17 protein-coding genes and 2 tRNA genes are annotated in these 22,428 nt (G+C 63.2%); 15 read left to right on the top strand and 4 right to left on the bottom strand.

From position 1 onward, the window contains the following. Positions 1 to 184: 184 nt before the first annotated feature. From NFG58_RS16900 to nadA, 6 genes are all read left to right on the top strand, one after another. The gene (locus NFG58_RS16900) at positions 185 to 1,261 is read left to right on the top strand and encodes a ScpA family protein (protein ID WP_348828146.1); all 1,077 of its coding nucleotides are present in this window, start codon (positions 185 to 187) and stop codon (positions 1,259 to 1,261) included. Then, positions 1,258 to 2,277: an SMC-Scp complex subunit ScpB gene (gene scpB / locus NFG58_RS16895; RefSeq protein WP_348827023.1), complete on the top strand. Its 1,020-nt coding sequence runs from the start codon at positions 1,258 to 1,260 to the stop codon at positions 2,275 to 2,277. The genes NFG58_RS16900 and scpB overlap by 4 nt, the downstream gene beginning before the upstream one ends. Further along, positions 2,274 to 3,143: a 23S rRNA pseudouridine(2605) synthase RluB gene (rluB, locus tag NFG58_RS16890; protein WP_045991996.1), complete on the top strand. Its 870-nt coding sequence runs from the start codon at positions 2,274 to 2,276 to the stop codon at positions 3,141 to 3,143. The genes scpB and rluB overlap by 4 nt, the downstream gene beginning before the upstream one ends. Before the next feature lie 69 nt (positions 3,144 to 3,212). After that, positions 3,213 to 3,288 (top strand) — tRNA-Lys (locus NFG58_RS16885). Positions 3,289 to 3,329: 41 nt separating this feature from the next. Next, positions 3,330 to 3,405 (top strand) — tRNA-Lys (locus tag NFG58_RS16880). Between the two features lie 482 nt (positions 3,406 to 3,887). Further along, positions 3,888 to 4,916: a quinolinate synthase NadA gene (nadA, locus tag NFG58_RS16875; protein ID WP_348827022.1), complete on the top strand. Its 1,029-nt coding sequence runs from the start codon at positions 3,888 to 3,890 to the stop codon at positions 4,914 to 4,916. Positions 4,917 to 5,112: 196 nt separating this feature from the next. Here the strand turns inward: nadA and NFG58_RS16870 are convergent, their stop codons facing one another. Next, positions 5,113 to 6,675, bottom strand: coding sequence for a M48 family metalloprotease (locus NFG58_RS16870; RefSeq protein ID WP_239452522.1), 1,563 nt, complete (start codon positions 6,673 to 6,675; stop codon positions 5,113 to 5,115). Positions 6,676 to 6,822: 147 nt separating this feature from the next. Here NFG58_RS16870 and NFG58_RS16865 point away from each other — a divergent pair, with 147 nt between their 5' ends. Next, positions 6,823 to 7,065, top strand: coding sequence for a sulfurtransferase TusA family protein (locus NFG58_RS16865; RefSeq protein ID WP_045991997.1), 243 nt, complete (start codon positions 6,823 to 6,825; stop codon positions 7,063 to 7,065). Next, entirely contained in the window at positions 7,062 to 8,183 is a 1,122-nt protein-coding gene (locus tag NFG58_RS16860) for an AI-2E family transporter (RefSeq protein WP_045991998.1), read from the top strand. Before NFG58_RS16865 ends, NFG58_RS16860 begins: the two co-directional genes overlap by 4 nt. Positions 8,184 to 8,277: 94 nt before the next feature. On the opposite strand, the gene NFG58_RS16855 is transcribed toward NFG58_RS16860, so the two are convergent. Continuing rightward, positions 8,278 to 8,754 carry a peroxiredoxin gene (locus tag NFG58_RS16855; RefSeq protein WP_348827021.1) on the bottom strand — a complete coding sequence of 159 codons (477 nt, stop codon included), beginning with the start codon at positions 8,752 to 8,754 and terminating at the stop codon, positions 8,278 to 8,280. A gap of 213 nt (positions 8,755 to 8,967) precedes the next feature. Here NFG58_RS16855 and dapA point away from each other — a divergent pair, with 213 nt between their 5' ends. The 5 genes from dapA to NFG58_RS16830 all read left to right on the top strand — a co-directional run bounded on the left by dapA (position 8,968) and on the right by NFG58_RS16830 (position 18,685). Then, the gene (gene dapA, locus NFG58_RS16850; RefSeq protein ID WP_045992000.1) at positions 8,968 to 9,852 is read left to right on the top strand and encodes a 4-hydroxy-tetrahydrodipicolinate synthase; all 885 of its coding nucleotides are present in this window, start codon (positions 8,968 to 8,970) and stop codon (positions 9,850 to 9,852) included. 60 nt (positions 9,853 to 9,912) lie between these two features. Next, positions 9,913 to 10,878, top strand: coding sequence for an outer membrane protein assembly factor BamC (locus tag NFG58_RS16845; protein WP_045992001.1), 966 nt, complete (start codon positions 9,913 to 9,915; stop codon positions 10,876 to 10,878). Next, positions 10,878 to 11,675: an MBL fold metallo-hydrolase gene (locus NFG58_RS16840; protein WP_348827020.1), complete on the top strand. Its 798-nt coding sequence runs from the start codon at positions 10,878 to 10,880 to the stop codon at positions 11,673 to 11,675. The genes NFG58_RS16845 and NFG58_RS16840 overlap by 1 nt, the downstream gene beginning before the upstream one ends. Positions 11,676 to 11,731: 56 nt before the next feature. Further along, entirely contained in the window at positions 11,732 to 12,445 is a 714-nt protein-coding gene (gene purC, locus NFG58_RS16835; RefSeq protein WP_045992003.1) for a phosphoribosylaminoimidazolesuccinocarboxamide synthase, read from the top strand. Between the two features lie 1,878 nt (positions 12,446 to 14,323). After that, positions 14,324 to 18,685 (top strand): YadA-like family protein, encoded by a 4,362-nt coding sequence (locus NFG58_RS16830; protein WP_348827019.1) that lies wholly within the window; start codon positions 14,324 to 14,326, stop codon positions 18,683 to 18,685. A 187-nt stretch (positions 18,686 to 18,872) separates the two neighbouring features. On the opposite strand, the gene tsaA is transcribed toward NFG58_RS16830, so the two are convergent. After that, positions 18,873 to 19,610 (bottom strand): tRNA (N6-threonylcarbamoyladenosine(37)-N6)-methyltransferase TrmO, encoded by a 738-nt coding sequence (gene tsaA / locus NFG58_RS16825; protein ID WP_222516013.1) that lies wholly within the window; start codon positions 19,608 to 19,610, stop codon positions 18,873 to 18,875. A gap of 283 nt (positions 19,611 to 19,893) precedes the next feature. Here tsaA and NFG58_RS16820 point away from each other — a divergent pair, with 283 nt between their 5' ends. Further along, positions 19,894 to 20,415, top strand: a complete 522-nt coding sequence (locus NFG58_RS16820) for a GNAT family N-acetyltransferase (RefSeq protein WP_045992833.1) — start codon at positions 19,894 to 19,896, stop codon at positions 20,413 to 20,415. A 185-nt stretch (positions 20,416 to 20,600) separates the two neighbouring features. On the opposite strand, the gene nadC is transcribed toward NFG58_RS16820, so the two are convergent. Further along, positions 20,601 to 21,458, bottom strand: a complete 858-nt coding sequence (nadC, locus tag NFG58_RS16815) for a carboxylating nicotinate-nucleotide diphosphorylase (RefSeq protein WP_222516012.1) — start codon at positions 21,456 to 21,458, stop codon at positions 20,601 to 20,603. Positions 21,459 to 21,565: 107 nt separating this feature from the next. Here nadC and ampD point away from each other — a divergent pair, with 107 nt between their 5' ends. After that, complete coding sequence (ampD, locus tag NFG58_RS16810) at positions 21,566 to 22,123, top strand: 1,6-anhydro-N-acetylmuramyl-L-alanine amidase AmpD (RefSeq protein ID WP_222516011.1); 558 nt, start codon at positions 21,566 to 21,568, stop codon at positions 22,121 to 22,123. The last annotated feature ends 305 nt before the right edge of the window (positions 22,124 to 22,428 follow it).

Below are 22,428 nucleotides of genomic sequence, written 5' to 3'. Positions count from 1 at the left end.
GAGCTTGATAGACTGGGGGATTGGTGGCGCCTCGGTCCAAGCGGCCGCATCCTCCCTTGTTCATCGTAACCACTACCATGGCAACCCAGGTCCCCCACGCGTGAGCGACTCGCCGACGACACAACAACCCCAGGGTGGGACTGACGAGGAAGGTGCAGCGACTCGGCCTGACACCGAGGGCGATTTGCAGGCCCAGGCCGGTGCTGTCCCTCACGCCGAGGTCGAAGCCCACGCCCAGGTGCTGGGACGCCTGTTCGATGAGCCGATCACCGAGCTGCCCGAGGATCTGTACATTCCCCCGGAGGCGCTCAGGGTCTTTCTCGAGACCTTCGAGGGACCGCTCGACCTGCTGCTCTATCTGATTCGCCGGCAGAATCTGGATATTCTGTCGATCAATGTGGCCGCCATCACCCACCAGTACATCGAGTACGTGGAACTGATGAAGGCCATGGAAATCGAACTGGCCGGCGAGTACCTGCTGATGGCGGCGATGCTGGCCGAGATCAAGTCGCGCACCCTGCTGCCGCGCCCGCCCAGGAGCGAAGACGGTGACGAGGACGAAGACCCCCGCGCCGAGCTGATTCGCCGCCTGCAGGAGTACGAGCGGCTCAAGCTCGCCGCCGAGGCCCTGGCGGAGTTGCCCCGGGTTGGACGTGACTGGTTTCCGGCCCGGGCGGCGCTGCCCCCGGTGGAGGCACGGGTCATCCACCCGGACGTCGAGCTCGATGAATTGCTTGGCGCACTGGCCGGCATTCTGCGCCGGGCCGAACTCAACCAGGCCCACCAGATCGAAAGTGAAGTGCTGTCGACCCGGGAGCGCATGCTGGCGATCATGGAGCGCCTGACCCATGAGCACTACACCCCCTTCGAGGCGCTGTTCTCGCTTGAAGAGGGCAGGGCCGGGGTGGTGGTGACCTTCATGGCGATCCTGGAGCTGGCCAAGGAGGCGATGATCGAAATCGTCCAGAATGCGCCGATGTCACCGATCCACGTCAGGGCACGATTGGCCGAGGACGGCGACGAAGATCCGTACGAAGGGCTCGAGGACGATGGCGAGAGCGCCTTCGACGACGAAACCTTCGGCGATACCTTCGGTGATGCCTCTGACGATGCCTTTGATGATGCCTTGGACGATAGTGCCGCCGAGGACAGCGCTGTTGACGACGAGGCGGGCGACGACAGCGCCTTCGATGATGCCGGTGAACCGGATCGGCGTATCGGTCAGTCGGTTGACAAGACACAGGGAGATGAGCCCGCATGAGCGTGATGGAGACGCCCGATGCGTTGGACGACATCGTAGAGGCGGCGCTGCTGGCCGCCGGCCAACCGCTGGCGCTGGACCGCCTCGAACAGCTGTTCGATGAACACGAGCGCCCGCCGCGACGGGCGCTCAAGGAAGCGCTGGAGCGATTGTCCGAGCGTCACCTCAGAGGCGCCATGGAGCTGATCGAGACCGCCTCCGGGTACCAGCTGCGCATTCGCCCGCGGCTGGCCAACTGGGTCGCCCGGTTGTGGGATGAACGCCCCCAGCGCTATTCCCGGGCGCTGCTGGAGACGCTGGCGCTGATCGCCTATCGTCAGCCGGTGACCCGGGGCGATATCGAGGAGGTCCGCGGGGTCACGGTGAGCGGCTCGATCATGCGCACCCTGCTCGATCGTGGCTGGATTCGCGTGGTCGGGCACCGAGACGTGCCGGGACGACCGGCGGTGTTCGCCACTACCCGTGGCTTTCTGGACGATTTCGGGCTCAAGACCCTCGACGAGCTGCCGCCGATGCACGAGCTCAAGCAGTTCGAACAGTTCGACACCGAGGACGAGCCACCGCCTCCGCCCTCGGCGCTGCTGGCCCAGGCCGACGAGCCGCTGGACGACGATGGTGAGACCGCCGAGGGTGAAACTGCCGAGGGTGAACCCACTGAAGATGGAAGCGCTGAAGATGGAAGCGCTGAAGTTGGCAGCGCTGAAGCTGCAACCGAAAGAGGCGAGACCGAGGAAGGCGAGGCATCATCGCCCGATCAGGATGAAGTGACGGCTTCCCGCGGGGAAGCCGAGACGACGGCGGGCCAAGCGCCCGACGACGAGGATTTGGCGGCTTCCCGCGAGGAAGCCGAGACGACGGCCGGGACGGCCGACGACGAGCACGCCGGGACGGCGTCCGAACGGGCTCGCCTGAGCTTTGCCGATCTGGAAGCCAGGCTGTCCGAACGCGCCCGGGGCCGCGTCGATGATGACGCTGCCTCGGGGGTGGAACCTACAGAGAGTGAGAACGACGAATGACGACCACCAGCGAAAAACTGCAGAAGGTGCTGGCGCGTGCCGGCCTGGGATCCCGCCGGGAGATGGAGGCCGCCATCGCCGATGGTCGGGTCAAGGTGAACGGCAGCGTGGCGACCCTGGGCGACCGAGTGGAGGCCCGTGACCGGGTCAGTTTCGATGACCGACCGATCACCCTGCGCGCCGCCGACGAGGTGCCAAGGCGGGTGATCATGTACAACAAGCCCGAGGGCGAGCTGTGCACGCGCAAGGATCCAGAGGGGCGGCGTACGGTATTCGACCGCCTGCCGCGCCTCAAGGGCGAGCGCTGGATCGCGATTGGCCGCCTGGACATCAACACCAGTGGGCTGTTGCTGTTCACCACCGACGGCGAGCTGGCCAATCGGCTGATGCATCCTTCCACCGAGATCGAGCGCGAATACGCAGTGCGAGTGATGGGGGAGGTCAAGCGCGAGCACGTGGTGGCCATGGTCGAAGGCGTGATGCTCGAGGATGGCCCGGCACGCTTCAGCGACGTCCAGGAGTTCGGCGGCGAGGGCATCAACACCTGGTTCCACGTGGTCATCATGGAAGGCCGCAACCGCGAGGTCAGGCGTCTGTGGGAGTCCCAGGGGCTGACCGTCAGTCGCCTCAAGCGGGTCCGCTACGGCAACATCTTCCTCGACAAGCGGGCCAAGGCCGGCGAGTGGACCGAGCTTTCCCAGGACGAGGTCGACGACCTGGCCGGACTGGCGGGACTCGAATCGCGCAAGGTGCCTGAGTTGACGCCGGACGAGAAGAATCGCTGGAGCCGCGACAAGAACAAGCGTCGCCCGGTGCATACGATGAAGCGTGGCGGCAAGCCGGATCGCGGCGACAAGAAGCGCTAAAGATACGGTAATCGAAAAAAACACTTGCGTCGAAAGGGGCATATCCGTAATATCTGCACCCGTTCGGAAGGGTCGTTAGCTCAGTTGGTAGAGCAGTTGGCTTTTAACCAATTGGTCGTAGGTTCGAATCCTACACGACCCACCATCCGAACCTGTGCATGGTCAGGACGATGTCCTGTCATGATCGGGTCGTTAGCTCAGTTGGTAGAGCAGTTGGCTTTTAACCAATTGGTCGTAGGTTCGAATCCTACACGACCCACCAGATTCACGGCCCTCGCTGCTTGCAGCGGGGGCCGTTTTTCGTGTGCGCAGTCCGCGGTTGGAGCCGCCGCCGCCGCCACGACGGCGCTGTCAGCCTGAACAGACCGTTCCTCAAGCGGCGCAAGTACGCCGCGCCGACGGCGTCGAGCCGATGCCATCGTGTCGACAGGGAATCGAGAACAGGTATGCCGCAGGCGCAATCTTGGGCCGATACCATGCGTGGAGACTCGGCATAACCGTCCGCCTGCGTTAAACTGTCAAGTGACTCGCCGCTGCGATAGACGCATGGGCGAGGGAGAGAACCACCGGCAGCGGGTTTGGAGCGGCAGTGACGCCTTTCCAGCGCCGCATCAGGAGTCGCCGCTGGCGCTATCGGCGCCGGGCTCCACGCTCGAGGGTTCTCCTGGCGTGTCGCCGAACGGAGCGTTCGCGGCACTGTCCCATCAGCAGGGGGATCCCCTGTCGATCACAGTGGTAGACACGATGACGATCATGACTTCTCGCGCCGAGATCAGAGAGCATCTCGCGCGCCCGTACTGCCCTACCCGTATTCCCTCGGAAGACGCTGCGCGCGTCGAAGAGATCAAGCGCCTGCTCAAGGCTCACAATGCCGTACTGGTGGCGCACTACTACACCGATGACGCCATCCAGCAGCTGGCCGAAGAGACCGGCGGCTGTGTCGCCGATTCGCTGGAGATGGCGCGCTTCGGTGCACGCCACGAGGCCGATACGCTGGTGGTGGCCGGCGTGCGCTTCATGGGCGAGACCGCCAAGATCCTGTCACCGGAAAAGCGCGTGCTGATGCCGACCCTGGAGGCGACCTGCTCGCTGGACGTGGGTTGCCCGGAGGACGAGTTCGCGGCCTTCTGCGACGCCCATCCGGATCGCACCGTGGTGGTCTATGCCAACACCTCGGCGGCGGTCAAGGCGCGTGCCGACTGGGTCGTTACCTCCTCCATCGCGGTGGACGTCATCGAGCACCTCAAGGCCAGGGGAGAGAAGATCCTGTGGGCCCCGGACAAGCACCTGGGCGGCTACATCCAGAAGCAGACCGGCGCCGACATGCTGCTGTGGGACGGCGCCTGCATCGTCCACGAGGAGTTCAAGGCCAAGGGGGTCGAGGACCTCAAGTCGGTCTATCCGGACGCCGCCGTACTGGTGCACCCGGAGTCGCCCGAAGCGGTGGTCAGTCTGGCCGACGTCGCCGGTTCCACCTCCCAGTTGATCAAGGCGGCCAAGGAGCTGCCCAACGAGCAGCTGATCGTCGCCACCGATCGCGGCATCTTCTTCAAGATGCAGCAGGCGGTGCCCGACAAGACCCTGTTCGAGGCCCCGACGGCGGGCAATGGCGCGACCTGTCGAAGCTGCGCCCACTGCCCGTGGATGGCGATGAATGCCCTGGACAATCTGGCCGCCGCGCTGCGAGAGAGCAGCGGTGAAATCCAGGTCAGCGACGCCCTGCGCACCCAGGCGCTGAAGCCGCTGACGCGTATGCTGGAGTTTCAGGCCTGAGGTCAGCCGTTACTTTTCCTGGTGACACCCCGCGCCCACGAGCCCACGCCCACGAGCCCACGCCCACGAGAGAGTCTCGTGGGCGCTTTTGTTCCTGGGCCGAGTCGTCTGTGGGCTGGCGGGCCTGAGCGTTGCGTCGCCTGAGCACGGTGTCGTCGCCGCGTCCGTCGCTGTCGGGTTCAGCGGAGCTTCCTGCTCAGCGGAATTTCTCCATGGTCCGGCGGTAGTCGAGGAAGGCGTCTCGACGACGCTGAATGCTTGACCTGGCGTTAAGGTCGCCTTCGCGCTCGGCCATCGCCTCGGCGACCTCCAGCTGGCGAATGGCGCGATCGATCTCACCGGTCAGCTGCAGTTGCTCGGCTCTGGCCAGATGGCCCCAGGCTTCGCGGCCACTGCGCCCGGCGGCTTCCGCCAGCAGCCCGAACACGGTGGGATCCTCGGGACGGCGCTGGGCCAGTTCGTGGAGTTCCCGGTAGGCCGCGTCGGGGTCGCGCTGCAAGAGCGCCTCGCCCAGCAGCTGGCTGGTCGGTGGGTAGCCTGGCATCAGGCGCAACTGACGCCGGGCACGCTCGATGGCCTCGTCGACGCGCCCGCCTTCCAGCGCCACCTGGACGGCGCTGGCGGGCAGCAGGGCGGTATCCGGGTGGGCCCGTGCCAGGCCGTCGAGCGTATTCAGTGCCGAGCCGGTCTGGCCGGCTCGGGCGTCGATCAGCGCCTGCAGATAGCGCTGGGCGTCCGCCGGCGCCTGGTCCTGGCGCATCACCGTCATCGCCTGGCCGGGCGCACGCTCGTGGATCGCCAGCAGTGCCCGGGCCCGGATGAACTGGTACTGCAGTTCATCCGGTGCCGAGCCCGTCACCCGGGTCTGGTTGACCCTGGCCTGGGTGTCGCTGATGCGTGATTCGGTGATCGGGTGGGTCAGCAGGAACTCCGGCGGAGTGCCGCCCTGGAGGCTCATCAGACGTTGCATGGAGCGAAACATGTCGACCATGGCCTGGGGCTCGTAGCCGGCGCTGGCCATGGCCTGCAGGCCGATGCGGTCGGCCTCTTCCTCGTAGCGACGCGAGTAGCGCAGCTGGTCCTGGATCATCGCCGCCTGGCTGCCGGCCAGGGCCGCGATGCCGGCGTCACCGGCGCCGCTGGCGGCCAGGATCAGGCCCGCCAGCATGGTGGCCATGGCAGGCACCTGGGTCTGCTCGGCGCGTGCCTTGCTACGGGCGTAGTGGCGCTGTGACAGGTGGCCCAGCTCGTGGGCCAGTACCGAGGCCACCTCGGCCTCCTGGTCGGCGAAGGCGAACAGGCCGGTGTTGACGCCGACCACGCCGCCGGGGACGGCGAAGGCGTTCAGGGTCTTGTTGTCGACCAGGGTGATGGTGGTGTTGATGCCTCCCAGGTCGCTGTAGGGCACCAGGCGGCCGACCAGCGTCTCCACATAGTGCTGGGCCAATGGGTCGCGCCATTCCGGCACGTGGGCGCGAAACTGGCGTAGCCAGGCACGTCCAAGGCGGGTTTCCTCGCCGCTGATGGCGTTGCTGCCGGTGGACATCAGCGAGGGTAGGTTCAGCTCCCTCGGCTGATCGAGCAGGGTGCCTTGGTCCAGATACTGGGCCTGGACTGTGGTGGCGTTCAGGCTCAACGCAAGCGTCGACGCCAGGGCCAGGCCCGGCATCGGGCGCCAGCGGCCACGATGCCAAGGTGATGCCTGACGGCGTGCCCGCGCGGGGCGAGCGGTGACGGCAAACAGCGTGCGCTTGGGCATCGAAATCCTCGTCGATAGCGTTGGAGGGGGTTGCCTTGGGACATTGATTCAGCCGGAAAAGTGCCTTTAAATCGCAAGGGCTCGCCCCTCGGGGCAACGGCGCTGCGATGTGCAGCGATCCGATATCGCATTCTCTCGGGAGAGATCATGGCAGTGCAACCTGACGATGTGCTAGATGCGTGCGGACTTCCGTGTCCGCTGCCGCTGCTCAAGGCGAAGCAGGCGCTGTCGCGCCTGTCGCCTGGGCAGGTGCTGGAGGTCAGGGCCACCGACGCCGGTTCCTGGCGAGACTTTGAAAGCTTTGCCGAGCACAGCGCCCACGTGCTGGAAGGGCGTGAAGAACGCGACAAGGTCTATGTCTACTGGTTGCGCAAGGCGGGTGATGCATGAGTCTGCGTAGCGTATTTCGTGGCTGGGTCGATCACTACTTCTCCGATGAAGAGGCGGTGCTGCTGCTGGTGTTGCTGGTGGTGGGGCTGGCGGTGGTGATCTGGCTTGGCCAGATGCTGGCGCCCTTTCTCACCGCGCTGGTGGTGGCCTTTCTGCTGCAGGGCGCGGTCAACGCCCTGACGCGACGCAAGGTGCCACACCTGGTGGCGGTCATGACGGTCTTTCTGGCCTTTGTCGGGGTGCTGCTGGCGTTGGCGCTGATCCTGCTGCCGTTGATCTGGAACCAGCTCGCCAGCCTGATCCAGGAAGCGCCGCGGATGTTTGCTGCCGGCCAGCAGATGCTGGACGACCTGCAGATGAGCTACCCCCAGCTGATCACTCCGGACCTGGTCCAGGACTGGATCGCCGTGCTCAGCCGCGAGGCGACCCAATTGAGCCAGCGTGCGCTGACGCTGTCGCTGGCGTCGCTCGGCAATGTGCTGGGACTGCTCATCTACCTGGTACTGGTGCCGATCCTGGTGCTGTTCATGCTCAAGGACCGTGACCGTCTGGTGGGCTTTACCGTGTCGCTTTTGCCGGCCAAGCGTGACCTGATGACCCGGGTGTGGAAGGAGATGGACTGCCAGATCGCCAACTATGTGCGCGGCAAGGCCACCGAGATCGTCATCGTCGGTAGTGTGACCTTCTTCACCTTCGCCTTCTTTGGCCTTCCCTATTCGGCGCTGCTGGCGGTACTGGTGGGTTTTTCGGTGCTGGTGCCCTACATCGGCGCCGCGGTTGCGACACTGCCGGTGGCGGCGGTGGCGGGCTTTCACTTCGGACTGGGCGACCAGTTTCTCTATGTGATCGTCGCCTACGGCGTGATCCAGGCGCTGGACGGCAACGTGCTGGTGCCGGTGCTGTTCTCCGAGGCGGTCAATCTGCACCCGGTGTCGATCATCCTGGCGGTGCTGTTCTTCGGCGGCGTCTGGGGCTTCTGGGGGGTGTTCTTCGCGATCCCGCTGGCGACCCTGTTGAAGGCGCTGGTCTACGCCTGGCCTCGCGGGATCAAGGAGCGCAGCATGGCAAGGTTGCCGCCCCACTCTGACGCAGGTACAGGGACCGGCACCGACGGCTGAGCCCTGCTCTCTAGGCGAACCACAATGCCCGGCCAATGGCCGGGCATTCGTTCTTTGCCGGGGAGGACGAGGCTTGCATCCGTGGGCCGGCGTGTCAGGACTGGGCGTGCAATTCGCGGGCGGCTTCCAGCACTTCTTCCACGTGGCCCTTGACCTTGACCTTGCGCCATTCCCTGGCCAGGAGACCTTCGCTGTCGATCAGGAAGGTACTGCGCTCGATACCCAGGTGCTCCTTGCCGTAGAGCTTCTTGAGCTTGATGACGTCGAACAGGCCACACACGGCTTCGTCCTTGTCTGATATCAGCTCGAAATTGAAGCCCTGCTTGGCCTTGAAGTTTTCCTGGGCACGGATGCCGTCACGGGAGACGCCGATGACCACAGTGTTGGCGTCGTCGAAGTCTGCCTTGTGGTCACGAAAGTCGCCGCCCTCGGTGGTACAACCGGGGGTGCTGGCCTTGGGGTAGAAGTAGATCGCCACCTGGCGACCGCGTAGTTGCGACAGGGTGATGGTGTTGTCGCCGGTGGCGCTGGCACTGAAGTCGGGGACCGGCTCGCCGATGGACACTGTCATGGTGGCTCCAGAATCGCAAAAATAGGCGTCCGATTACACGCAATGACGCTCTTCATGTAAAGACGCGGCTGTACAGGATATGGCCGCCTGAGTACCATTTGTGCTCTGGTCACGACCACGCTTCCCCGGGTCGCGACCCCCTTGGCCACATTCGTTCACCCCGACCGCCATCGTCAGGGTCGCGGGAGGGCAGACAACAGAGGAACAACGAGGATGATCACGGGCAGTATTGTCGCCTTGGCGACACCGATGAAGGCCAACGGCGATATCGACTGGGAAGTGTTGCGCAAACTGGTGAATTTCCACCTCGACAATGGCACAGACGCCATCGTGGCGGCGGGTACCACCGGTGAGCCCACCACCATGACCTTCGCCGAGCACTTCGACGTGATTCGCAGCGTGGTCGAAGAGGTCAATGGCCGCATTCCCGTCATCGCCGGCACCGGCTCCAACAACACCACCGAGGCGGTGGAGCTGACCCGCTACGCCAAGGAAGTGGGGGCCGACTACTGCCTGACCGTGGCGCCTTACTACAACAAGCCGACCCAGGAAGGTTTGTATCAGCATTTCAAGGTGATCGCCGAGACCAGTGATCTGCCGGTGATCCTGTACAACGTGCCGGGACGCACCTGTTCGGACATCTACAACGAGACCGTGCTGCGTCTGGCCGAGGTCGACAACATCATCGGCCTCAAGGATGCCACCGGCAACCTGGAGCGCGCCGAGGACCTGATCGAACGTCTCAAGGGCAGCGACTTCATGCTCTACTCCGGCGATGACGCCACCGCCTGCGACTTCATGCTGATGGGCGGTCATGGCGATATCTCGGTGACCGCCAATGTGGCGCCGAAGGCCATGCACGAGTTGTGCGCCGCCGCCGTGGCCGGTGAAAGCGACAAGGCTCACCAGATCAACACCCGGCTTCTACCCCTGCATACCAACCTGGGCATCGAGGCCAATCCTATCCCCGTCAAGTGGGCGCTCAACCGCATGGGTATCATCGAGCCCGGCATCCGCCTGCCGTTGACCTGGCTGAGCGAGAAGTATCACTCCACCATCAGCGAAGCCCTGCAGCTGGCAGGACTGATCGAGGACTGACGCCTGAACCGTGCCTCCGGTCGTGATGTCGTGGACCCAATTTTCAATCAAGGTGGATGCATGAATTCTGCGCTTAAAGGACTGCCGCTGGCGATGATCGCGGCCCTGACCCTGGCCGGCTGTGCCAAGGACGGTCACTATCACGATCGCAACGAGGATTACGCGGGCGCCCGTCAGGCGGCTCCGCTGACCCTCCCCGGCAGCCGCGACCAGAGCCGCTATCGCGATATCATGCCGGTGCCTCAGGCTCGCGGGGACTTCTACGCCCGCGAGGGGGACTTCGCCGCGCCCTTGCCCCAGACGCTGTCTGCCAGCACTGCGGTGGCCGCCGGTGACGTGGCGGTGCGCGAGACCGACGCCGATCGCTGGCTGGTGGTAGGGGCCGCGCCTGCGGTGGTGTGGCCGGAGCTCGAGCGCTTCGTCGAACAGCGCGGGCTGGAGATCACCCGCAGCGACAGCGCCAGCGGTGTCATCGAGACCTCCGACGCCAGCCTGGTACTGCGCCAGGGCCTCAGGTCGGGCACCAGTGAGGTGCGCTGTGATACCGCGGGCCAGCTCAACCGGCTGTGCCTGAACTCTCTGCAGCGTCACTTTGAAGCGCGTAGCGCCTCGGCCAGCATCGCCTCGGCGTCGGCCCAGCAGACGCCCGAAGCCGACAGCGTTCGCTTCGAGCCCCGCGGCGATGACTGGGTGATGGTGATGCCCTTCGACATCGAGCGGGCCTACGCCGAGCTCGCCTTCCAGCTCGAGAACAACTTCGAGATGGAAGATCGCCGGGAACTGGTCTCCGTGGATGAAAGCGGCAAGCGCTTCGTGATCGATTACATCACCGAGAGCGAGCGTACCCGTGGCTTCATCGACTCCTTGACCTCGATGGATCTGCTTGAGTCGATGCAACGCATCGAGCTCAGGTTGTCGCCCCAGGGCCAGGAAACCCTGATGGAGGCACGTAGCGCCGACGACGAGCCGCTTTCCGGCGATGACCAGCGTGAGCTGCTGCAGCGCATGGAGGGCTTGCTGCGCTGATGAGCGTCGGGCATGCCAATGGTTCCCAGGGAGGCTTGCGTTTCGCCTCCCTGGGCAGCGGAAGCAAGGGCAACGCCACCCTGGTCAGCGACGGCGAGTCGATGTTGCTGGTGGACTGCGGTTTCGGTCTCAAGGAGGCAGAACGCCGGCTGGCGCGGTTGGGTGTCCATCCGCGTCAGCTCGATGCCTTGCTGGTCACCCACGAACATGGCGACCATGTGCGTGGCATCGGCCCCCTGGCCCGTCGCTATGACCTGCCGGTACATCTGACCCCGGGCACCTGGCTATCCGGCAAGCTCGGCCGGCTCCCCCGGACCCACTGGATCACCCCTCAGTCGCGCTTTGCCATCAAGGGACTCGACGTCGACGCCATCACGGTGCCCCATGACGCCCGAGAGCCGGTGCAGTTTCGTATCGCCGCAGGTGACAGGAAGCTGGGGCTGCTGACCGACCTGGGCCACCCCAGCGAACACGTGCGCCAGGCCTTCCGTGGCTGCGATGCCCTCGTGCTCGAGTGCAATCATGACGTGCGCATGCTGGCTGAAGGTCCCTATCCGCCCAGTCTCAAGCGCCGTGTCGGCGGACGTTGGGGGCACCTGGCCAATGGCCAGGCTGCGGCGCTGTTGACCGAACTGGGGCTGGATCGGCTGCAGCGTATCGTCTGCTCCCACCTGTCGGAGCATAATAACCGCCCCGAACTCGCTCTGGAGGCATTGACGCCTCTGCTGGATGGCGACGAGACCCGCCTGACCGTGGCTGCCCAGGATGACGGCCTGGATTGGCAAGCGATTCACTGATTCAGGACCCTGGTCCTGCTTGAACCCCTTTTTTTGATTTGCCTGTGGAGGCACCCATGGAAAAGCGCGAAGAACTCTATGCCGGCAAGGCCAAGTCGGTCTATGCCACCGATGACCCGGATCGTCTGATCCTGCACTTTCGTGACGACACCAGCGCCTTCGACGGACGCCGCATGGAGTCGCTCGAGCGCAAGGGCATGGTCAACAACCGCTTCAATGCCTTCATCATGGCCAAGCTGGAAGAGGCCGGCATCCCCACCCACGTGGAAGAGCTGCTGTCGCCCACCGAGTGCGTGGTCAAGAAGCTCGACATGATTCCGGTGGAGTGTGTGGTACGCAACATCGCCGCCGGCAGTCTGGTCAAGCGCCTCGGCGTCAAGGAAGGCGAGCCGCTGACACCGCCGACCTTCGAGCTGTTCCTGAAGAACGACGAGCTCCACGATCCCATGGTCAACGAGTCCCTGGCCGAAAGTTTCGGTTGGGCCAGCGCCGAGCAACTGGCCGAGATGAAGGCTCTGACCTTCAAGGTCAACGAGGTGCTCAAGCAGCTGTTCGCCGACGGCGGCATGCTGCTGGTGGACTACAAGCTCGAGTTCGGCGTATTCCACGGCAAGATCGTGCTGGGTGACGAATTCTCGCCGGACGGCTGCCGCCTGTGGGACGCCAAGACCCGCGAAAAGCTCGACAAGGATCGCTTCCGCCAGGGGCTGGGCAGTGTCATCGAGTCCTACGAGGAAGTCGGCCGTCGTATCGGCATCGATTTCAGCTGACAGCCGCTTGCCGGCACTGGTCTGCGCTGACTGCCGCAAGGGCATGATGCAACGACGGTGGTGCAAGTGGTGATAACGCCGAAAGCATGTAGAGGATCGCCCGGGCCTGGCCCGGGCGATCTGCTTTCCGCTGCCCACGTCTGTACCAATGGCTGGGCTCCCACGAGTGAATGAAGTTCCTGGCGCTACGCTGATGTTGGGTACTGGGAAGTGTCGACTCGGATAGGTGTGCGGCAACGTTATTCGCATTCCCGCAAGTCCTGAAGCCCCCTGTGCCTGGTGTGGCTGCGTCTAACCGCAGTACAGCACCTTCCTTTGCACTGAGCTGTCGGGAAAATTCCTGTTTATTTGACCATCGCTCGTCAGTTTTTGATGGCACCTGGCTATGGCTGGGTGGAAAGATGAATCTCATCAGTGCCCGTACAGCTTCTGAAACGGACCGTCAGTTTTTGTGCTTTATTTGGCGCGCCTTGCGCCAATTACAAGCAAGAAATGATCTGTGTCACGTTTAAAAATGGAAGTGACAGCGCTGCGCGTGTAGATTTTTTAATCATGTTTCTTTTCGAAAGTTTTGTGTAAAGAAGTCGGGTTTCTGCACGCTATTGGTTTTTTGATTCGTTTTTCTGTTTTTAGGATTTTTATAAGAGAGTTTTGGGTGGTTGAAGATGGATTTCGGATGAAAGTGAGTGTTTTGGTGGCGCACGAAGATGTCACCTAAGTATTGGTGGCAAGGAGGTCGGAGTGAGTGAATTGGATGGCCGTACTTTTTTGTTCGTTAACTCGCTCAAAACAGCAAGAAGTGGGACAAAAAGCGTTTGTATCACCTGTATCCTGATGTCTCTATCGGCTGTCACGCCTGGGCTGGGGTCGAGTAAAGCGGAGGCTGGCCCCCTCGTTGATGACTGTCCGACGGTGGCAGGTGAAGTCGGCAACATAGCGTCAGAGGAGGCAATGATACCTCTGACGTCACCGACTAAAGATAGATGCGTCATGCCAGGTGAGACGTCGACGCCTGCCGACAAGCCTGAACAGTTTGTCGTCAATCGTTATCTGGCGCCGGTGGGCATCCAGCCCGCTGCGGGGGCATCTGCCATCCATATAGGCACCGGTGCCGTTGGCGATGGTGATGCCTCTATCGCGATGGGCTACTATGCGACCACGAGTGCGGCGGCAGATTCTGGTATTGCCCTGGGCGATCAGGCTGTTACCAGCGGCTTAGCCGGTGTCTCGATCGGGCGTGGGGCTTATGCGAAAAGCAAGAATGGCGTCGCTATTGGTGGCGGGGCACTGTCTAGCGGCACGGTCGCTCGATTAAACGGCGCACAAGCGATAGGTGTAAACGCCATTGCCATTGGCGGAGACCTGACCGGAGGGTCCGTTGCCAGCGCCACCTCGAGTCTTGCTATTGGCGCAAAGGCGACGTCCACGGCGACCAATGCGACGTCACTTGGGGCCACGGCTAAAGCGACGGGTAGCCACTCCACGGCACTGGGATCAGGCAGTGTTGCCAACGGCGCGAAAAGTGTCAGTGCTGGCCATCTCAACGTTTCCAATGGCGACAATAGCCTTGCATTGGGTGAGAGCAACTCCACATCGACAGGCGCCAAGAGCGCGATTGCCATTGGTACTTCCAACAAGATCGAAGGCGCATCGACATATGCGTCTGCGATTGGTCTCAACAATACCGTTCAAGGCAATGCAGTCCGGGTCGTTGGCAATACCAATAACGTGACCAGCGATTTTTCCGGTGTTTTCGGCTCAAGTAACACGCTGTCATCGACTGCTACTGGTGCCAATGTAGTAGGTCTTCAAAATACCGTCGCCGGCGCCGCTACCAATGTAGTGGGAAATTGGTCGAAAGCGAGTGGCAACTACTCCATGGTGCTCGGTGATTCCGGAGAGGCGTCCGCCAGCAATGCCATTGCCATCGGTACCAATGCCAAGGCCAGCGTGGCCAACAGCGTGGCCTTGGGAAACGGCGCCACCACCGAGGCGGTGGTGGGAACCACCCAGGCTACCATCGCGGGCAAGAGCTACAGTTTCGCCGGTGCGGCACCGACAGGCACTCTGAGCCTTGGCGCGGCGGCAACGACCGATAGCGGGGGCAATGCGGTAGCCAGCGTCGAGCGTACTATTACCCACGTAGCGGCCGGACGGTTAGCTGTCACCAGCACGGATGCCGTCAACGGCAGTCAGCTGAACGCCACCAATCAGGCGCTGGGAGAACTGTCTGAAGGCGTGCAGGCGTTGGGAGATCTGTCAGACGGCGCAGTGGTCTACGACCGTAGCGACGACGGCACGCTCAATGAGGGCAGCATCACCCTGGCCGGTGATGCCGGTACCCGAATCACCAATCTGACCGACGCCACCCTGTCCACCGACAGCACCGATGCGGTCACCGGTCGTCAGTTGAACGCGACGAATGTGCGCGTGACTCAGAACGAAGGCGATATCGCCAATCTCACCACCAATCTGGGGGATATCGCCGCCGACAGCATCTACTACCAGGCCAACTCTTCCGCCAGCGGCGCCAGTGCCAGCGGCACCGACAGCCTGGCGATGGGGCCGGCGGCGGTGTCCTCGGCAACCAATGGGGTAGCTATCGGCAATGGCGCGAAGGCCAGCGTCGCCAACAGCGTAGCCTTGGGTAACGGTGCCACCACGGAAGCGGCGGTGGCCACCACCACGGCCACCGTGGCCGGTACTGACTACGCCTTGGCCGGCAGCAGCCCGACCGGTACGGTCAGCGTGGGCACCAGCGGCAGCGAGCGCACCATCACCCACGTGGCAGCAGGTCGACTCTCGGCCACCAGTACCGACGCGGTCAACGGCAGCCAGCTCCATGCCACCAATCAGGCACTGGGGGATCTGGCCGACGGCGCAGTGGTCTACGACCGCGGTACCGGAGGCACGCTCAATGAGGGCAGTATCACCCTGGCCGGCGATGCCGGTACCCGAATCACCAATCTGACCGACGCCACCCTGTCCACCGACAGCACCGATGCGGTCACCGGTCGTCAGTTGAACGCGACCAATGCTCGAGTCAGTCAGAACGAAGGCGATATCACCAACCTCACTAGCAACCTGGGGGATCTGGCGGCCGGTGCGGTGGTCTACGACCGCAGCGACGACGGCACGCTCAATGAGGGCAGTATCACCCTGGCCGGCGATGCCGGTACCCGAATCACCAATCTGACCGACGCCACCCTGTCCACCGACAGCACCGATGCGGTCACCGGCCGTCAGTTGAACGCCACCAATGTGCGGGTGACCCAGAACGAAGGCGATATCACCAATCTCACCACCAACCTGGGGGATATCGCCGCCGATAGCGCGTACTACCAGGCCAAATCCAGCGGTAGCGGCGCCGGTGCCAGCGGCACCGACAGCCTGGCGATGGGGCCGGCGGCGGTGTCGTCGGCAACCAATGGGGTGGCCATCGGCAATGGCGCGAAGGCCAGCGTCGCCAACAGCGTAGCCTTGGGTAACGGTGCCACCACGGAAGCGGCGGTGGCCACCACCACGGCCACCGTGGCCGGTACTGACTACGCCTTGGCCGGCAGCAGCCCGACCGGTACGGTCAGCGTGGGCACCAGCGGCAGCGAGCGTACCATCACACACGTGGCAGCAGGTCGACTCTCGGCCACCAGTACCGACGCGGTCAACGGCAGCCAGCTCCATGCCACCAATCAGGCACTGGGGGATCTGGCCGAGGGCGCAGTGGTCTACGACCGCGGTACCGGTGGCACGCTCAATGAGGGCAGCATCACCCTGGCCGGTGATACCGGAACCCGAATCACCAATCTGACCGACGCCACCCTGTCCACCGACAGCACCGATGCGGTCACCGGTCGTCAGTTGAACGCGACCAATGCTCGAGTCAGTCAGAACGAAGGCGATATCACCAACCTCACCACCAACCTGGGGAATCTGGCCGAGGGCGCAGTGGTCTACGACCGCGGCACCGGTGGCACGCTCAATGAGGGCAGTATCACCCTGGCCGGCGATGCCGGTACCCGAATCACCAATCTGACCGACGCCACCCTGTCCACCGACAGCACCGATGCGGTCACCGGTCGTCAGTTGAACGCGACGAATGTGCGCGTGACCCAGAACGAAGGCGATGTCGCCAATCTCACCACCAACCTGGGGGATATCGCCGCCGACAGCATCTACTACCAGGCAAAATCCAGCGGTAGCGGCGCCAGTGCCAGCGGCACCGACAGCCTGGCGATGGGGCCGGCGGCGGTGTCGTCGGCAACCAATGCGGTGTCCATCGGCAATGGCGCTTCAAGCTCGGTGTTTGGCGGCGTGGCACTGGGCAGCGGAGCGATCGCGAACCGCGAGGTGGCGAAGGTCTCCGGCCAGATCGTCGTGGGCAATGCCACCATTCAGTACAACACTTCGGACGCCGATCTAATGGGAGCGGTCTCCGTGGGGCGGGACGGTGAGTATCGCCAGTTGATCAACATCGCCGATGGTATCGAGGATCACGATGCGGTGACCATGCGTCAGCTCAAGGGGGCCGTGGGGTCGCTCTCGGATACGGGATCGCTGTATTTTCATGCCAACGGGGGAGGGGAAGTCGACGCCCTCGCCACCGGCGAAGGCTCCATCGCCATTGGGCCTGATACCACGGTCAATGGCGATGACGCCATCGGTATGGGGGTGAGCGCCAAGGTGGAGATAGGGGCAGCCGGTGCGGTTGCCATTGGCGACCAGAGCCACACCCTGCTGGAAGATGCGATTGCGGTCGGTAGTACGGCAGTGTCCTCGGGCGAGCAGGCGATGGCCCTGGGTGCTGGAGCCAGCGCCAATCAGGCTATGGATGTGGCGTTGGGGGCCCAGTCGACCTCACAGGAGGCAATAGGCACCGAGTCAGGCATTATCTTCTGTGAACAGCATGAATACGCCGGCACAAACCCCATTGCTACCGTCAGCATCGGTGACGAAGGGCAGGAGCGAACCTTGACCCACCTGGCCGCGGGTCGAATCTCCGCTACCAGTACCGATGCGGTCAATGGCAGCCAGCTCCATGCGACCAATAAGGCGCTTGAGGAAGTGGTGGCGTATGACCACTTCAACGACGGCAGCGTCGACTGGAACCACGTAACCCTGAAGTCGCCTGGTAGAGCCTTCGGCGGTACCGTGCTCGGTAATATTGCGGATGGGTCGCTTTCCGACACCAGTCTAGAGGCGGTCAACGGCAGTCAGCTCCACGCCACCAATGGTCGTCTCACCAATCTTGAAGGCGATGTCGGTGATATCCAGACGACCCTCGACAGCTTGGGGGGAGGCAGTGGCAACCCGGCCCAGAATGTCGTGCAATATGACCCAGATTCCAACCAGGGAAAGATCACTCTGGCTGGTGCCGACGGTGGTACCGTGATCAGCAATCTGGCCGAAGGCGATATCCATCAAGGCAGTACTGATGCGGTCAATGGTGGTCAGATCTGGGACTTGATGGAGGATATCGGCGACCTGGCACTGAGTGGTCAGGACACCAAGTACTTCCAGGCGAATTCGCAGGGAGACGCTGCCACTACTAGTGCTGCAGACACCGTTGCCATCGGAGGTGGCGCCAAGGCACAAGCTGAAGGAGGTGTTGCACTTGGTGATGGCGCTGTGGCCGATAGAGAAGGCATGAAGGGGGAGGAGGAAGCCTTTTCGCACGTGGCGGTGGAGTCATCCAAGGGAGCTGTTGCGGTCGGCAGCGAGGGTGGTGAACGTCAGATCACCCACGTCGCGGGGGGCACCGAGGACACCGATGCGGTCAATGTGCGCCAGCTCAGTGCCGTGCAAGAGGGAGCGGTCAACTACGATCGTAGCGAGGATGGCAGCGTCGACTACCACTCTGTCAGCCTGGGCAATGGCAGTGGCCCCACCCAGTTGCATAACGTGGCTGCCGGTTCGGCACCCACCGATGCGGTCAACATGTCGCAGCTCAATGAACTGAACCGTAAGTTCACTTCCGACTACAACCAACTCGACCACAAGATTGACGAAGTAGAGCGAGATGCCAGTGCGGGGATCGCGGCCCTGGCCGCCATGGGCGATGCACCCTATGTCGCAGGAAAGCTCACCTATCATGTGGGGACTGGCTACTACAACGGAGAATCGGCACTAGGTGTGAGCGTACGACGAACCGCTGATACTGGCCGCTGGAGTGTCGGGATGGGGATTGGCGCCTCCCACGGTGGCCCAACGATCGGTCTGGGAATCTCCGGGGTCATCGATTGAGACCAGTGGGCAGGTCAAACGAAAATCTGGTCGTTCACCTTGGGTGCGGCTGTGTCGCAAGACACAGCGGTACTGACGGTGTCGCGATCACGGATGGTGATCGGCGTCGATGCACAGTGACAGGGGGCGCGGAAGTTAAAGTAGCGGCATATGATGCTGCGGCCAGTGGAGTTGCGAGCACAGCGGGTTAGTCGTCTCGTCCTGGTTCCTGTCCGGTTTCAAGGGCGTCCACGCGAAAGCGCAGGGCGCCCTTGTCGTTTTCGGCGCGAAAACGCACGTTGAAACCTCTCAGGCTGACGCCGTACTGGCGATCGTCGTCACTGCCCTTGCTGCGATAGGCGGGGCGCGGGTCCTGGGCGAGGACCTGGGCGATCAAGCGACGCAAGGAACCATCGTTGTCGCTGCTGGAAAGCACCGCTTCGGCCTCGGCCGAGAACACCACCGGATGCTGCGTCGGCGCTTCAGGTGCAAAACCGGTACGGGCGTCGGGGCGACTCTCGGCCCAGGGCAGGTATGGCTTGATATCCACCACTGGTGTGCCGTCGACCAGATCGGCGCTCTTGAGCACCAGGCTGACGCCGTCGCGCGTATCGATGTCGATCAACTCCACCAGCGAGAGCCCGAGACGGTTGGGGCGGTGGGTGCTGCGGCTGGCAAATACGCCTATTCGTGCATTTCCTCCCAGTCGAGGCGGACGGACCATCGCTTTCCAGTGGGGCGGACTAAGGTGAAAGATGAAGGTCAGCCACAGGTGGCTGAACCCCTCCAGCCCACGTACGGCCATGGGATCGGCGAAGTCGCCCTCCAGCACCAGACGAGCTCTGGCATCTTCTGCAAGCCCTGGCTGACGGGGTACGCCGAACTTGTCCGGGAAGTCGCTGCGTATGGTGCCGATGGGCGTCAGGGTATAGAAGTCGTCGGGCATGATCTGGTGAGGCTCTGATGTCGAGGCGTTGATGTGGATGCTGTTACGTCGATGCTCTGATGTCGAAACTCTGATGACGCAGGAAGTGGGTCAGGGTTGACCTGAATGGCTCCAGCAACGTGCTTGCAGGTATCGTGACATGACAAAGCTCCAGTTGGGCATGAAACAGCGTCGCCGGGCATCAGGGTGGTCAGGAGTGTTGGATCGCGCCCGTTATCTGATTAGGCTTGGCGAACCTCGACGCGCCGGATTATCCGTCTCCAGTCCTGCAGGAGTTCCCTACATGTCCGAACCCAGAATGTCGCAAGCCATGCCGGTCGAGCGACGTTCCCGTATTCACTATCGTGAGGCCCTCGCCAAGGATGGCTCGGATCAGGCCGAAGTGTTCTATCACGCCGTCATGATGGGGGCCAGTCGCCACTACAGCCTGGCCCAGCGTCAGGCCTGGGCTTCGGCGCTGCCCAGGGACGGTTCCGCCTGGCGTGCTCGTCAGGCATTGTTTACTACCCTGGTGGCCGAGTGTGACGGTCGCTGCGTCGGCTTTGTCGAGTTGGACCCCGGTCGCGCGCGCGTCGAGACGCTCTATGTGTGGCCCTCGCTGACCGGCCAGGGCATCGGCGGCCGCTTGCTGTCGCTTGCCGAGGAGCGCCTGAGAAACGCCGGCGCCCGGCGGATGATCATCGAAGCCAGCCTGATGCTGGCAGAGCCACTGCTCGACGCTGGCTGGGAATCCCACGGTGAAGAGTGGGTCGAGCGCGCCGGAGAGCTGCTGCCACGGCTATGCATGAGCAAGCCGTTGGAGTGACCTCCGCTGGACGTTGGAATGCCCCCCGCTGGACGCTGGCCCCGCTGGACGCTGGAGAGCCCCCCCGCTGGAGAGCCCCCTGAGAGTAATCTCCAGGAGTGCCCCCGAGAGTGCCCTTCAAGAATAGCCCCCAGGTATGGGCCAGGGTCCAGGCCGGGGGATCGCTTCTCGAAACGGGCAGGGCGTCAGCCTGCCGGGCCTTCCTCGACCATGCGCATGGACAGGTCGATGGCTTTCACGTCCTTGGTCAGTGCACCGCTCGAGATGCAGTCGACACCTGTCTGGGCGATGGCTTTCAGCGTCGTCTCGTCGACATTGCCGGACGCCTCCAGCGTCGCCTGGCCTGCGACGCGGCGCACCGCTTCTCGCATGTCATCCAGTGAGAAGTTGTCGAGCATGATCACGTCGGCGCCGGCGGCCAGCGCCTGATCCAGTTCCTCGAAGGTCTCGACTTCCACCTCCACCGTCAGGTCACGCGCGATGCTGCGGGCCTCCTTCACGGCGCCGGCGATGCCGCCGCAGGCCGAGATATGGTTTTCCTTGATCAGGAAGGCGTCGTAGAGGCCGATCCGATGGTTGCAGCCACCGCCACAGGCCACCGCGTACTTCTGGGCGATACGCAGACCTGGCAACGTCTTGCGGGTGTCGAGCAGCCGCACACCGGTGCCCTCGAGCAGGTCGACGTAGTGGCGGGTGCGCGTGGCGGTGGCCGACAGCGTCTGCAGCAGGTTGAGAGCCGCGCGCTCGCCGGTCAGCAGGCTGCGTGCGGGGCCGGCCAGTTCGAGAAAGGGCTCGTTTGGCGTCAGTCGATCGCCGTCCGCGGCGTGCCAGGTCAGAGCGACCCGGGGATCGAGGCGGCGGAACAGTTCGTCGACCCAGGCCACGCCGCAGAGTATCGCCGGCTCGCGGCTGATGACGCGGGCCTTGCCCAGATGCTTTTCGGGAATCAGTTGGGCGGTGATGTCCACCGGACCGACGTCCTCGGCCAGCAGGCGAGCGGCACTGTTGCGGATGTCTTCGGCAAGGGCGTCCTGAAAGTGCATGGGTATCTCTGTATTGCGGCGCGTGGAGCCGACATTATAGGGGCACTAGCACCTCGACGTCAGTGGGCGAGGTGACGATCCCATATTCAGACAATGGAGACACCAGCATGCAGTGTCACGACGGGTGGCTCGACGGGGCCAGGCGAGTGCCTTCGCCCAACGTCAATGAACGACCCGAACGAGAAATATCGGCGGTAGTGGTGCATTCCATCAGTCTGCCGCCGGGTCAATTCGGCGGCGAGCACATCGAGGAACTGTTCACCAACCGTCTGGATCCCGAGGCCCACCCTTACTTCGCGAGTATCGCCGGACTCAAGGTCTCGGCGCATCTGTTGATCCGTCGCGACGGAGAGTGTGTTCAGTTTGCGCCCTTCGAGGCGAGGGCCTGGCACGCGGGACGCTCCAGCTGGTTCGATGGCCATTGCCTGCGCCGCGAGCTCAACGACTTCTCGATCGGGATCGAGCTCGAAGGGGACGAGGTGTCGCCCTATCGAGACGCCCAGTACCGTGCCCTGGCCCAGGTGCTGCACGCGCTGTTTGACGTCTACCCCGAGATCACCCCCCAACGACTGACCAGTCACGCGCGAATCGCTCCCCTGCGAAAGACCGATCCCGGCCCCTCCTTCGACTGGGCGTACCTGCGGCGCTGTTTGCAGCACCGCTAGATGAAGATGCGATGCATCGTTTCGGCATAGCGCGAGCCATCACCTTCAGGTCAAACGGTAGTTTGTTTACAAGTGGCTGACTTGAGGCGCTTAAGTCATACCCCCTTTGGGTTAAGCCATTGTGTTGCAGTGCAATATGAGGTAATTGAAAAATATTTCCATAGCTGCTTCAATTGGCAGTGCAGGGCGTTTGAGGTATCTTCTTGCCCAATCGTGCTCGTTTGGCACGGACATTCTAGTAATATTACTACATGCCTGACGCTGCGAGGCGGGCGGGGAATCACCCCCTCTATCCCGCTCGCTCA

Source organism: Halomonas sp. RT37 (genome assembly GCF_040070525.1).
Classification (GTDB): domain Bacteria; phylum Pseudomonadota; class Gammaproteobacteria; order Pseudomonadales; family Halomonadaceae; genus Halomonas; species Halomonas litopenaei.
Note: the sequence above shows the minus strand (reverse complement) of the source record. Positions and strands in the feature narration are given on the sequence as shown.